The organism is Pararhizobium antarcticum (assembly GCF_001885585.1).
Classification (GTDB): Bacteria; Pseudomonadota; Alphaproteobacteria; order Rhizobiales; family Rhizobiaceae; genus Pararhizobium; species Pararhizobium antarcticum.
The window spans coordinates 169,546-182,178 of sequence record NZ_LSRP01000085.1; the positions used below are offsets into that span (position 1 = coordinate 169,546).

Annotated in this window: 11 protein-coding genes; 5 read left to right on the forward strand and 6 right to left on the reverse strand. The window is 59.6% G+C overall.

The window, feature by feature from the left end; translation table 11 throughout:
* Nucleotides 1-3: 3 nt before the first annotated feature.
* The 4 genes from araD1 to chvE all read right to left on the reverse strand — a co-directional run bounded on the left by araD1 (nt 4) and on the right by chvE (nt 5,175).
* The gene (gene araD1 / locus AX760_RS12720; protein ID WP_071833322.1) at nt 4-996 is read right to left on the reverse strand and encodes an AraD1 family protein; all 993 of its coding nucleotides are present in this window, start codon (nt 994-996) and stop codon (nt 4-6) included.
* A gap of 157 nt (nt 997-1,153) precedes the next feature.
* Nucleotides 1,154-2,362: a multiple monosaccharide ABC transporter permease gene (gene mmsB / locus AX760_RS12725; protein ID WP_071833240.1), complete on the reverse strand. Its 1,209-nt coding sequence runs from the start codon at nt 2,360-2,362 to the stop codon at nt 1,154-1,156.
* A complete protein-coding gene (mmsA, locus tag AX760_RS12730; protein ID WP_071833241.1) occupies nt 2,362-3,897 on the reverse strand; it encodes a multiple monosaccharide ABC transporter ATP-binding protein in 1,536 nt (511 codons plus the stop codon). The genes mmsB and mmsA overlap by 1 nt, the downstream gene beginning before the upstream one ends.
* A gap of 216 nt (nt 3,898-4,113) precedes the next feature.
* Nucleotides 4,114-5,175: a multiple monosaccharide ABC transporter substrate-binding protein gene (gene chvE, locus AX760_RS12735; protein WP_071833242.1), complete on the reverse strand. Its 1,062-nt coding sequence runs from the start codon at nt 5,173-5,175 to the stop codon at nt 4,114-4,116.
* A 302-nt stretch (nt 5,176-5,477) separates the two neighbouring features.
* On the opposite strand from chvE, the gene AX760_RS12740 reads away from it, so the two are divergent.
* Nucleotides 5,478-6,455 (forward strand): LysR family transcriptional regulator, encoded by a 978-nt coding sequence (locus tag AX760_RS12740; RefSeq protein WP_083531176.1) that lies wholly within the window; start codon nt 5,478-5,480, stop codon nt 6,453-6,455.
* 56 nt (nt 6,456-6,511) lie between these two features.
* Nucleotides 6,512-6,985, forward strand: a complete 474-nt coding sequence (locus tag AX760_RS12745; protein WP_071833244.1) for a hypothetical protein — start codon at nt 6,512-6,514, stop codon at nt 6,983-6,985.
* Here the strand turns inward: AX760_RS12745 and AX760_RS12750 are convergent.
* A complete protein-coding gene (locus AX760_RS12750; RefSeq protein WP_083531174.1) occupies nt 6,982-7,254 on the reverse strand; it encodes a hypothetical protein in 273 nt (90 codons plus the stop codon). The two genes, AX760_RS12745 and AX760_RS12750, sit on opposite strands and share 4 nt — an antisense overlap.
* 365 nt (nt 7,255-7,619) lie before the next feature.
* Here AX760_RS12750 and iolG point away from each other — a divergent pair, with 365 nt between their 5' ends.
* A complete protein-coding gene (gene iolG / locus AX760_RS12755) occupies nt 7,620-8,612 on the forward strand; it encodes an inositol 2-dehydrogenase (RefSeq protein WP_071833245.1) in 993 nt (330 codons plus the stop codon).
* A 57-nt stretch (nt 8,613-8,669) separates the two neighbouring features.
* Here the strand turns inward: iolG and AX760_RS12760 are convergent, their stop codons facing one another.
* On the reverse strand, nt 8,670-9,917 hold the full coding sequence (locus AX760_RS12760; protein WP_071833246.1) for an ROK family transcriptional regulator: 1,248 nt from the start codon (nt 9,915-9,917) through the stop codon (nt 8,670-8,672).
* A gap of 243 nt (nt 9,918-10,160) precedes the next feature.
* On the opposite strand from AX760_RS12760, the gene xylF reads away from it, so the two are divergent.
* Together xylF and AX760_RS12770 are read left to right on the forward strand one after the other, a co-directional pair.
* A complete protein-coding gene (gene xylF / locus AX760_RS12765) occupies nt 10,161-11,201 on the forward strand; it encodes a D-xylose ABC transporter substrate-binding protein (protein WP_071833247.1) in 1,041 nt (346 codons plus the stop codon).
* 114 nt (nt 11,202-11,315) lie between these two features.
* Nucleotides 11,316-12,629, forward strand: coding sequence for a sugar ABC transporter permease (locus AX760_RS12770; RefSeq protein WP_071833248.1), 1,314 nt, complete (start codon nt 11,316-11,318; stop codon nt 12,627-12,629).
* The last annotated feature ends 4 nt before the right edge of the window (nt 12,630-12,633 follow it).

The window sequence follows — 12,633 nt, forward strand, 5'->3', positions numbered from 1 at the left end:
AGCTCAGAGCTGCCCGATCGTGATCTCGTCATGGCCAGCCAAAGCAAGCCTGTTGCGAAGCGGCAGGCCGAATTCGGCGGCCTCGATTTCGAAGATATCGCCGGCTTCGGTCTTCAGACCGTCGCCGAACGACAATGTCGCTGTTCCGAACATATGGACATGCACATCGCCCGGTGCACGGAAAATTCCGTATTTGAAGTGATGGTGTTCAAGATTGGCGAAACTGTGGGACATGTTCGCCTCGCCCGACAGGAACGGCTTTTCCCAGAGAACCGCCCCGTTGCGGATGATCCGCGACGTGCCGCGAATATCGGCCGGCGGTGCGCCAACGCGAATTTCCGGACCGAAGCTTGCCGGACGCAGCTTGGAATGGGCGAGATAGAGATAGTTGATCCGCTCGGTGACGTGATCGGAAAACTCGTTGGACACGGCAAAGCCGACGCGGAACGCCTGGCCGCTGTCGGCAATTACATAGATGCCGGCCATTTCCGGCTCTTCGCCGCCATCCAGCGCAAAGGCAGGCGAAACGAGGTCGCCGCCCGGTGCGGTCGCCTGCGTGCCATTGCCCTTGTAGAACCATTCCGGCTGAACGCCGGTTTCGCCAGCCTTCGGCTTGCCGCCTTCAAGGCCCATCTTGAACATCTTCATCGTATCGGTGGCGCCCTCGTCCACCTTGGACGCGGCAGCGTGCATGGCATCGCGCGTCGAGGCGGAGCCAAGATGGGTCAGCCCCGTGCCCGTCAGATGCAGGTGGGCCGGGTCCTCATGGGTGATCGGCGGCAGGAAACGGCCGTCTGCGTAGACCTGCTCCAGGTCGATCTCCGCGCCGAGGCCATGGGCATCGACCACAGCCTTCAGGCTGCGGCCTGAATTGGCAGCCTCGAGCGCCAGCGCATGTACGCTTGTCGCGCCGTTGACGGCATGCGCGGCGGCGCCCGCCTCGCGGACGGCAACCGTGATCGAACCATCTTCATTCCGGATCTGCGATATCAGCACAGTCTTGTCCTTTTCTGGGTCGTGATGCTGCGTTGCCCAACCAGCCGAAGCCAAGCTTCAGGCAACAGTCATCCACGGAGAGGGTCCAGACCCTCTCCTGTCGACGGCCAGGCCGTCCGTTTGCATGTTTTGTACTGCGGGTGGCCGACCTTGACGGTCAGCCCTTGTTCTTGTTGTAGACGTCGAAGAACACGGCTGCGAGAAGCACCAGTCCCTTGACGAGTTGCTGGTAGTCGATGCCGAGGCCCATGATTGACATGCCGTTGTTCATGACGCCCATGATCAGCGCGCCGATAACGGCACCGGTGATCTTGCCGACGCCGCCGGATGCCGAGGCACCGCCAATGAAGCAGGCAGCGATGACGTCGAGCTCGAAACCCACACCGGCTTTCGGCGTTGCGGAGTTGAGGCGCGCCGCAATGATCATGCCTGCGAGCGCTGCCAGCACACCCATGTTGACGAAGGTGTAGAAGGTCAGCCGCTCGGTATTGATGCCCGACAGCTTCGCTGCCTTCTCATTGCCACCCATCGCATAGACGCGGCGACCAATGGTCGAACGCGTCGTGATGAAGGTATAGAGCGCGATCAAAAGGCCCATGACGATCAGGACGTTCGGAAAACCCTTGTAGGTCGAGAGCTGATAGCCGAGGAAGATTGCGACGACGGCGATGATCCCCATCTGGCCTGCAAAAAAGGCGAAGGGTTCGTTTTCGGTGCCGTGTTTGTCATTCTCCCGCCGATCCCGCAGGCCGTAATAGATCGCCAGCGCGACAAGCGCGACGACAACGACAAGCGAGAAGAAATTCGTGACCGTACCCGGCATCGGATTGAGGAAAGAGAGAAAATCGGGAACGAAGCCGGTCGACAGCGACTGGAAATCCTTCGGGAAGGGACCGATCGGGCGGTTCTGCAGAATGACGTAGGTCAGGCCGCGGAACACCAGCATGCCTGCCAGCGTGACGATGAAGGCCGGAATCTTCTGGTAGGCGACCCAATACCCCTGGGCAGCCCCGGCGAGCCCGCCGAGGATGAGGCAGACCGGCACGACGATCGAGTAGTGAATGCCCCATTTGACCAGCATGATTGCCGACAGGCCGCCGGTAAAGGCAACGATCGAACCGACAGAGAGGTCGATATGCCCAGCCACGATGATCAGCAGCATGCCCAGCGCCATGATGACGATGAACGAGTTCTGCAGGATGAGGTTCGTAATGTTGACGGGCCTGAACAGGACACCATTCGTCACGACCTGAAAGAACACCATGATGACGACGAGAGCGACGAGAAGGCCGTATTCGCGGATGTTGTTGCGGAGGTAGTCCCCGATGGATGGTTTTGTTTTCTGAGCGCTGGTTTCGGCGACCATTAGTGTTTCTCCCCGGAGCGCATAATGGCGCGCATGATGGATTCCTGGCTTGCTTCGTCCCTGGAAAGCTCCGCGACGATGCGACCTTCGTTCATGACGTAGATGCGGTCGCAGGTTCCAAGCAGTTCCGGCATTTCCGATGAGATCATCAGGATGCCTTTGCCTTCCGCTGCAAGCTGGTTGATGATGGTGTAGATTTCGTATTTCGCGCCGACATCGATGCCGCGTGTCGGCTCGTCGAGGATCAGCACTTCAGGACTGGTGAACAGCCATTTCGAGAGCACGACCTTCTGCTGGTTGCCGCCCGAAAGATTGACAGCCTCCTGGTAGATCGAATGCGAGCGGATGCGCAGCTTCGTCCGATAGCCGGTCGCGACCTCACGCTCCTTGCGCTCGTCGATCACGCCGGTGCTGGCGACACCGTCGAGATTGGCAAGCGTCGTGTTGTGCATGATGTTGTTGTTGAGCACGAGACCGAGATGCTTGCGATCCTCGGTGACGTAGGCGAGCCCGACGGCAATCGCCCGCGGGATCGTACTGACATCGACCGGCTTGCCATGCATGAAGACGTCGCCGGTGATCTTGTGGCCCCAGGACTTGCCGAAAACGCTCATCGCGGTCTCGGTGCGACCCGCGCCCATCAGCCCGGCAATACCGACGACCTCGCCGGCGCGAACCGTGAAATTGACATCGTGCAAGAACTGCCGGTCGCGGTGATGCTGGTGGAAGACGTTCCAGTTCTTCACTTCCAGCAGCGTTTCACCGATCTTCGGATTGCGCGGAGGATAACGATCCTCCATGTCGCGACCGACCATGCCCTTGATGATCCGGTCTTCGCTGATATCCTCGTTATGACAGTCGAGCGTTTCCACCGTGCCGCCATCGCGGATGATGGTGATCTTGTCGGCAACCTTCTTGATCTCGTTCAGCTTGTGCGAAATGATGATCGAGGTCATGCCCTGCTTGCGGAATTCCACCAACAGCTTCAGCAGAGCATCGGAATCCGTTTCGTTGAGCGAAGCGGTCGGCTCGTCGAGGATCAGCAGGCGAACCTTCTTCGACAGCGCCTTGGCGATTTCAACCAATTGCTGTTTGCCGATACCGATGTCGGTGATGCGGGCGCTTGGAGATTCCCTGAGCCCGACCTTGTTCAGCAGTTCCTGCGTCCGCGAAAACGTCTGCTTCCAGTTGATCACGCCGTTCGTTGCGATCTCGTTGCCGAGAAAGATGTTTTCGGCGATCGACAGAAGCGGCACCAGCGCCAGTTCCTGGTGGATGATGATGATACCGATGTGTTCGCTGTCGGAGATCGTCGAGAAGTTGCGAATCTGGTTGTCGTAATGGATCTCGCCGTCATAGCTGCCGGCCGGGTAGACACCGCTCAACACTTTCATCAGTGTCGATTTGCCGGCGCCGTTTTCACCGACCAGAGCGTGAATTTCGCCTTCGCGGACCTTCAGGTTGACGTTATCAAGCGCCTTGACGCCCGGAAACGTCTTCGTGATGCCACGCATTTCAAGAATGATATTATCCATGGTCAAGCATTCCAGCGCCAGTCTGTGACAGATGAGGTCAGACTGACGGACAGTACATTTGCCTCATCAAGCCGTTGCATAAATCCTCAAACCGGAATCGATTCAAGAAATTATGCAACATCTTACGGTGTTGAAGCGTTTTTTGCGCGACTTTTCAGCCGCAAAACGCCTGAAAGAGGCCCGCGACGGATCGCGGACCTCCAGAATTCAAAGCGATCAATTGTCGATCTGGTCTGCGGTGTAGTAGCCGGCGCCGACGAGAACGTCCTTGACGTTGGTCTTATCAACCGAGACAGGCTTCAGCAGGTAGGACGGGATGATCTTGACACCGTTGTCATAGGTCTTGGTGTCGTTCACTTCCGGCTCGCCGCCGGTCATGATGGCGTCAACCATCGAGACGGTGACCTTGGCCAGTTCGCGGGTATCCTTGAAAACCGACGAATACTGTTCGTCAGCCAGGATCGACTTGACGGATGGCAGTTCGGCATCCTGGCCGGTGACAACAGGCATGGGCATGTCGCCCGAACCGTAGCCAACGCCCTTCAGCGCGGAAAGAATGCCGATGGACAGGCCATCGTAAGGCGACAGAACGCCGTCAACCTTGGCGTCCGAATAGGTCGAGGAGAGCAGGTTTTCCATGCGGGCCTGTGCAACGGCACCGTCCCAGCGCAGCGTACCGACCTGTTCCATGCCCATCTGGCCGGACTTGACGACGATCTTGCCACTGTCGATCAGCGGCTGGAGAACCGACATTGCACCATCATAGAAGAAGAAGGCGTTGTTATCGTCAGGCGAACCGCCGAACAGTTCGACGTTCTTGACGCCGCTGTCGAGCTTCAGGCCTTCGACGAGCGAAGTTGCCTGGAGAACGCCAACCTGGAAGTTGTCGAAGGTCGCGTAGTAGTTGACATTGCCGGAATCGCGGATGAGGCGATCATAGGCGATGACCTTGACGCCAGCGTCGGCAGCCTTCTGCAGGATGTCGGACAGCGTGGTGCCGTCGATAGCGCCGATGACCAGAACCTTGGCACCCTTGGTGACCATGTTCTCGATCTGGGCGAGCTGATTCGGGATGTCGTCGTCAGCAAACTGCAGGTCCGGGGTATAGCCGGCTTCTGTGAACAGCTTTTCCATGGTCTCGCCGTCGGAAATCCAACGGGTCGATGTCTTGGTCGGCATGGAGATGCCGACGACGCCCTTGTCCTGTGCCAGAACCGGCGCGACGAATGCAGCCACGCTGATCGCAGCGGCAGCAAGAAGCGAAGTAATCAATTTCATGCGATCTCTCCCAGTATGTGTTGATCGAGGCAGGACCTCAAAGCCGGCCTTGATATGTGCAGCGCTTCGCGTTGTCGGAAACCGAGGTCTCCGGCGGAGGTTTAAGGGGTGAAAGAAAGCCCTCCCAGGCCTTACACGCTCCCAAGCACGCTGGCGCACATCGGCGCAAACTGGAATCAAACACCATAACTGTCAAATACAATATCTGTTCATCCCCATATCAATTCAGTTATAGTAACGCAAAACAGTGTGATTTTTCGCATCTGCGAGCAGTGCCGAGGGGAGTGACGTTGGCCGACCTTATCGACGACCGGATTCAGGCTGCATCAGCGCCTGTGGATTATTCCGAGGCGGGCATCTTCCGGCTCGGCCTCAAGATCAGCCATCTCAGGCTGATTCTCGCCATTGAGGACCATGGCCAGATCAGCGCGGCGGCGGATTCCCTGAGCATTTCACAACCGGCAGCATCACGCATGCTCGGCGAAATCGAAAGCATTCTCAAGGCGCCGCTCTGCGCCCGAATCGCGCGCGGCGTCGAACTGACGCAGTACGGCAAGGCGCTGGCGCGGAGGGCGCGCACCATCTTTCTCGAGCTGCGCGAAACGGCACGCGAGATCAACGAACTGAAAACCGGAAGCGGCGGCTCCGTATCGCTGGGTTCGGTCACCGGTCCGGCGCTCAATCTCGCCGTGCCGGCCATCCGTCAGGTGTCGACCGCCTATCCCGGCATCGAAATCAACATCCAGATCGAAAACAGCACCGTTCTGGTGCGCGAGCTTCTGGCGGCCCGGCACGATTTCGTCATCGGGCGCATCCCCGACGACATCAATCCGCGCCTGTTCAATCTGGTCGAGATCGGCGCAGAGGATGTCTGCCTCATCGTCCGCGAAGGCCATCCGCTGCTGGACAAGGATGTCATCGTTCCTGGCGACCTGCCGGGCTATGACTGGGTCTTCCAGCCGCAGGGAACCCTGCTGCGCCGGGCAGTCGAGGACAGCTTCCTGTCGGCGGGCGTGCCCCTGCCCTCGACGATCATCAACACCTCGTCGATCATCCTGACGATCTCGATCGTGTGCAACACCAATGCGGTTGCCCCTGTCGCCCGCGATGTCGCGAACCTGATCTCCGGCAATGGAAGCCAGGCTGGCCAGATCCGGGTTCTGCCGACGACGTTCGACATCCAGATCCGCCCCTACAGCCTGATCACCGCCAAGGGACGGGCTTTGCCGCCCAGTGCCAAGCTGCTCTACGACCTGATCCTCAAGCAGAGCACCGCATGACCAGCCCCGCATAATGCTGTTGTGTTTTGACGGGCGATCTCTCAGCGGAGTCAAAGATGTTCGGAATGTCGGTTTTCCAGTCCGTTCTGGAACGATTGAAAGCGGAAGAGGAGAACTCGGAAGCCGAAGACCCGGCCGAAAACGAGCCGGTTCGCGGGGTCCGTGGCCTTGGTCAGGGCTTTGTTTCCACCCTTGACCAGAAAGGCCTGAATGATCAGGCGCTGGTGCACCGCGCCTATTTCGACAATGCCGGCGAGGACATGCTGGCACCACCACAACCGATTGCCGAACCTGTCATGCCCGATCATCTGGCGCGGACGCGACCGCAGGAGATTGCCGCCGACCTGGCGTTCACGGATGACGAGACACCGGCCAGCCTGACCGCCAAGCGCCGCGCCTTTGCCACCCGGAATCATCCGGACCGGCACCCGGTGCTGTTCCGTCAGAATGCGACGACGCGCATGAAGATCGCCAATATGCTGATCGATGAGGCCTTGCGACGGATCAACATCCTGCAGAGGCTCGCCTAGATCCGATCGTCCGGCTTGGCTTCCTGACCATCGACCGGGTCCGGTGATGCAGCGTCTGCTTTCGCCTCTTCGGTCACCAGCGGCTTCGGCTTGAAGAAGATCAGCAGCGTGCAGGCCGTGTAGGTGGTCACCGCGAGAAAGATCATCCCCCAGGTATTTTCGTTGTTGCGAAACTCCACCGCAGTCCAAAAGCCGCAAAGCGCGATGATCAGAAGCCGGATCCAGAGCGGACGGTAGAATGGATGATCCGGATCGATGAGCTTGATCATAAAGGTATCCCTGCTAGAAAAGTCGATGACAGGACTGTGAAAGCCTGCCTTGGTCTGCATATCCTTATGGCTAAAAAGATGGCGACCGCAAGCGCATTAGGCTTTTGACCGCTTGACGCGCCCGCAAGAAATGGAATAAATATTCCGAAAATAACAAATATTACTCTTTTGTTCCGACCGTAGGCCAATGATCGGGAGACCAGGAGAGTTTTGGGAGACGACACGGCATCGGCCGCAGCCAGCGACAAGTCCGAAGCCTGAACACCATTCACAACCAGCGTGGCCCTTGTCCACGACGCCTTTGCGGGGTGAGCGGCATCACCGCGTTCTTTGCAGCCTTTGCTGCCCTTCGAAAGAGATGAAAGATGACAGTCAGATTTGGTCTTCTCGGCGCCGGACGTATCGGCAAGGTCCACGCCAAGGCCGTCAGCGCCAATGCGGATGCCGTGCTGGTGGCCGTCGCCGATGCTTTTCCGGAAGCCGCAAACGCCATTGCCAAGACCTATGGCTGCGCCGTTCGCACCATTGAAGAGATCGAGACATCCAAGGACATCGATGCGGTCGTCATCTGCACGCCGACTGATACCCATGCCGACCTGATCGAGCGCTTCGCGCGCGCCGGCAAGGCGATCTTCTGCGAAAAACCGATCGATCTCGACGTCGACCGTGTCCGCGCCTGCATGAAGGTTGTCGCGGAGACCAAGGGCAAGCTGATGGTCGGCTTCAACCGCCGCTTCGATCCGCATTTCATGGCGGTGCGCAAGGCGATCGACGACGGCAAGATCGGCGATGTCGAGATGGTCACCATCACGTCGCGCGATCCGGGTGCGCCGCCGGTCGACTACATCAAGCGCTCCGGCGGCATCTTCCGCGACATGACCATCCATGACTTCGACATGGCCCGCTTCCTGCTCGGCGAAGAGGTCGTGTCGGTGTTTGCCACGGCCGCCGTGCTGGTCGATCCCGAGATCGGCAAGGCTGGCGACTACGACAGCGTTTCGGTCATCCTCCAGACCAAGACGGGCAAGCAGGCGATTATCTCGAACTCGCGCCGCGCCACCTATGGCTACGACCAGCGCATCGAAGTGCACGGCTCCAAGGGTGTCGTCTCGGCCGAAAATCAGCGTCCGGTATCGATCGAGATCGCCAATGGCGATGGCTACACCCGCCCGCCGCTGCACGACTTTTTCATGACCCGCTACACCGAGGCCTATGCCAACGAAATCGCCAGTTTCATCTCGGCGATTGAAAAAGGCACCGCGATCACGCCATCGGGCGCCGACGGCCTTGCAGCGCTGACCCTCGCCGATGCCGCCGTGACCTCGGTTCAGGAAAAGAAGCTGATTGCGGTCGGCTGAACCGCGTCATTTGTCAAAAACAACACGATGCCGGGTCTCCGATCCGGCATCGTGCCGTCAGGCTTCCTGGCGGAGCGCACCCATGCTGCCGGAAACGAGACGCAAGGCAGCGATATCGTGATCGATATCGGTCAATGCCCGGTCGAGATGCCCGTCGAAGACAAGCCGCTGCTCGTCGAAGATGATCGAGATTTCAGGAGGGCCCTGCTGGCGCACCTGATGGGACTGGGCCAGGCCTTCATCAATGCCTTTTTGCAGAAGCTCGAAATACCGCGTTCCCGGGCCGGTGATGAAGATCGGCATGCGATCGTAGAGGCTGAGCATGCGCGACAGGCCATTGCCAAGCGCGATACCGGCCTGCCGGAAAGCATAACCGGCCATACGATTGCCCTGCCGGGCACTGACGGCGATCTTGTCCATCTCTGCCAGAGGCACGAATTTCGCAGGGATGGTATCCGGCGGCACTTCGAAGGCCGTGCGCAGAATGCCGTAGAACCCTGCCGCAGCCTCGATGCAGCCATTCGAACCGCAGCGACAAAGCCCGGCACTGGGCGAGTGCAGCATATGGCCGAAATTCGGGGCCGTGACCTCCAGTTCCCCGGCGCGATCCTTGCGCGCCACGCCGACGCCGATGCTATGGCCGAGCGACAGTGCCGCCAGCGCCCGGAAAGGCGCCTCGCCCGATTTGTCGGCCCGCAGACCGAGCGCCTGTGCCACCAGCAAGGTCTCGTTGTTGAGCGAAACCTTGGCCGGCCAGGCCGGCTGCAGCAGCGCTGCGAAATCGATCACTTCGCTGCCAAACACCGGCGACCAGACAAGGCGTGGCCGGGCGCTATCGACAATGCCCTTGCTGCTGATCGAAATCGCCAGGACCTGGGCCTTTTCGAGCCGGGAGCGCAACACGAGGCGATCGAGCGAATCCAGCAGGCTGCGCACGAAATCCGTCGTGCCGGCAACGCCGTGATTGCGCGGCTCCTCGAACCGGTCGATCAGTGTGCCGCTGTAGTCGATCATCGAATACTGCACGATGTCGGACGAAATACGCACGACGATCAGGTAGCCGCAGTCGCGCCGCTGCGAAAAGAAGACGCGCGGTCGCCCGCGGCCGCTATGCGGCGGCTGTTCGGATTTCTCGATGACGTGGGCACGTTCGAGTTCGGCAGTGATGACCGACACCGTCGCGGAGGCAAGGCCGGTCTGCGCCGAGATGTCGGTATGCGACAGCGGGCCGGATCGCCGCAGCGCCGAGAGCACCAGCGCGCTGTTCTGCTGACGCACCAGTTCAGTGCTGGATTTCATCAGCATTGCGCATTTCCGTTCACCCTGGAGATTTCAAACACATGCCCCTCCCAAAGCATCTGTTCATCGGCAAAACAAGACGTGACAAGCCTTGTTGACAGCCCTTTAAAACTCTGACATCTATTTTCTCGACTGTCGAGAAAAAAGTCTTCACACAATGTGACGCTGATCTCGGTGGTGTTTTTCGGTTGACCGGTGGGTCGTGCGGGAGGTTCGCGCGGGCGGTCAGCAGTCTCTTGGGAGGACTACATGAAAACAGTTTTGAAGCTGATGGCAGGGGCTGCCATCATCGTTTCCTTGCACTCCGTCGCGATGGCCAAGGATCTCACAATCGCCGTATCCTGGTCCAATTTCCAGGAAGAGCGCTGGAAGACGGACGAAGCCGCCATCAAGGCTGCCCTCGAAGCATCCGGCGACAAGTACATTTCGGCTGACGCACAGGCTTCGGCCGCAAAGCAGCTGACCGACATTGAATCGCTGATCGCCCAGGGCGCAAACGCCATCATCGTTCTGGCGCAGGATTCGGAAGCCATCGGCCCGGCCATTGAAAAGGCTGCAGCAGAAGGCATTCCGGTCGTCGGTTATGACCGCCTGATTGAAAATCCGGCTGCCTACTACATCACCTTCGACAACAAGGAAGTCGGCCGCATGCAGGCTGCCGAAGTCATGAAGGTCAAGCCGGAAGGCAACTATGTCTTCATCAAGGGCGCATCGACCGATCCGAACGCCGACTTCCTGTTCTCTGGACAGATGGAAGTGCTGAAGGAAGCCATGGACGCCGGCAAGATCGTGAATGTCGGCGAAGCCTATACGGACGGCTGGAAGCCTGAAGTTGCCCAGAAGAACATGGAACAGTTCCTGACTGCGAACGACAACAAGGTCGACGCGGTTGTTTCGTCGAACGACGGCATGGCCGGCGGCGTCGTTGCAGCGCTGGAAGCCCAGGGTCTTGCAGGCGGAGTACCGGTATCGGGCCAGGACGGCGACAAGGCCGCTCTGAACCGCGTTGCTCTCGGCACGCAGACCGTTTCGGTCTGGAAGGATTCGCGCGAACTCGGCAAGAAGGCTGGCGAAATCGCCGTCGCTCTGGCCGGCGGCGCCGCGATGGATGCCATCGAAGGCAACGTGAAGTTTGCCGGTGGCCCGAAGGCTGTCGAGATGAACTCGTTCTTCATCGCGCCGCAGCCGATCACCAAGGACAATCTGAACGTCGTCCTCGACGCCGGCTGGATCTCCAAGGAAGAAACCTGCCAGGGCGTCAAGGCTGGAACGGTCGCTGTCTGCGATTAATCCGCACCTGACCATGGGGCTGTAACCTCCGAACGAAGCGCCGCAGCGACACCGTTGCGGCGCTTCTCGGATGGGCAGCACCTTGAACAAGAATAAAGGGGGAGTACCCGGGACATGGCAAACAAAACCATTGCCGCACCTGCCAGCAGCACGCTCAAAACCCAGGGGACTGCCCTTCAGCGGTTCCTGCAGGCAACCGAGATCGACACCCGACTTCTCGGCATGGTCGGCGCGCTGCTTCTGATCTGGATCGGTTTTGAAATTTCAACCGGCGGCCTGTTTCTCACGCCGCGCAACCTGTGGAACCTGACCGTTCAGGCCTCATCGGTTTCCGTCATGGCGACGGGCATGGTGCTGGTCATCGTTACCCGCAATATCGACCTTTCGGTCGGCTCGATCCTCGGCTTCGTCGGCATGATCATGGCGATCACCCAGGCCAGGATTTTGCCCCCGCTGATCGGTTTCGACAATCCGGCGACCTGGGTCATCGCACTCACGATCGGTATTTTGCTCGGCGCAGCCATTGGCGCGTTTCAGGGCATGATTATCGCCTTTTTGAGCGTTCCGGCCTTCATTGTCACCCTGGGCGGCCTGCTGATCTGGCGCGCTGCGGCCTTCCTCGTCATCAGCGGCGCCACGGTTGCGCCGATGGATACCAAGTTCCGCATCATGGGCGGTGGCGCGGATGGCTCGATCGGCGCCACGGCAAGCTGGGTGGTGGGCGTCATCGCCTGCGTTGCCATCGTGCTGTCGATCGTCAATTCCCGCAAACAGCGCAAGCGCTTCGGCTTTCCGCTGCGTCCGAAATGGGCAGAATATTTCCTGTCCATCACCGGCTGCGTCGGGGTTCTCGGTGCCGTCTGGGTGCTGAACAGCTATTACATGCCCGTCAATCTTGCCAAGCGATATGCGGAACTCAACAACATTGCATGGCCCGAAGGCGGCCTGCAGATTCCGCTCGGCATTGCCGTTCCGGTTCTGATGGCTGTCGGCATCGCCATTGCCATGAGCTTCCTGACGACGCGCACCCGCTTTGGCCGCTACGTCTTTGCGATCGGCGGCAATCCCGAAGCGGCCGAACTTGCCGGCATCAAGACCCGCTGGGTCACGGTGCGCATCTTTGCACTGATGGGCGCACTCTGCGCGATCGCAGCAGCGATTTCCACGGCACGCCTCAACGCCGCCACCAATGCGCAGGGCACGCTTGACGAACTCTATACGATCGCGGCGGCCGTCATCGGCGGCACCTCGCTTGCCGGCGGCGTCGGCACGATCGCCGGTGCTGTTATCGGCGCCATCGTCATGCAATCGCTGCAATCCGGCATGGTCCTGCTGCGTGTCGATACGCCGCTGCAAAGCATCGTCATCGGCATCGTCCTGGTCATGGCCGTCTGGCTCGACACCGTTTATCGCGGCCGGGCGAAGTAGAGGA

Excerpts from the sequence above, each read along its gene's own strand:
- mmsB (WP_071833240.1), bottom strand. The coding sequence starts at position 2,362 with ATGGTCGCCGAAACCAGCGCTCAGAAAACAAAACCATCCATCGGGGAC.
- AX760_RS12750 (WP_083531174.1), bottom strand. The coding sequence starts at position 7,254 with ATGATCAAGCTCATCGATCCGGATCATCCATTCTACCGTCCGCTCTGG.
- mmsA (WP_071833241.1), bottom strand. The coding sequence starts at position 3,897 with ATGGATAATATCATTCTTGAAATGCGTGGCATCACGAAGACGTTTCCG.
- iolG (WP_071833245.1), top strand. The coding sequence starts at position 7,620 with ATGACAGTCAGATTTGGTCTTCTCGGCGCCGGACGTATCGGCAAGGTC.
- xylF (WP_071833247.1), top strand. The coding sequence starts at position 10,161 with ATGAAAACAGTTTTGAAGCTGATGGCAGGGGCTGCCATCATCGTTTCC.
- AX760_RS12760 (WP_071833246.1), bottom strand. The coding sequence starts at position 9,917 with ATGCTGATGAAATCCAGCACTGAACTGGTGCGTCAGCAGAACAGCGCG.
- AX760_RS12770 (WP_071833248.1), top strand. The coding sequence starts at position 11,316 with ATGGCAAACAAAACCATTGCCGCACCTGCCAGCAGCACGCTCAAAACC.
- chvE (WP_071833242.1), bottom strand. The coding sequence starts at position 5,175 with ATGAAATTGATTACTTCGCTTCTTGCTGCCGCTGCGATCAGCGTGGCT.
- AX760_RS12745 (WP_071833244.1), top strand. The coding sequence starts at position 6,512 with ATGTTCGGAATGTCGGTTTTCCAGTCCGTTCTGGAACGATTGAAAGCG.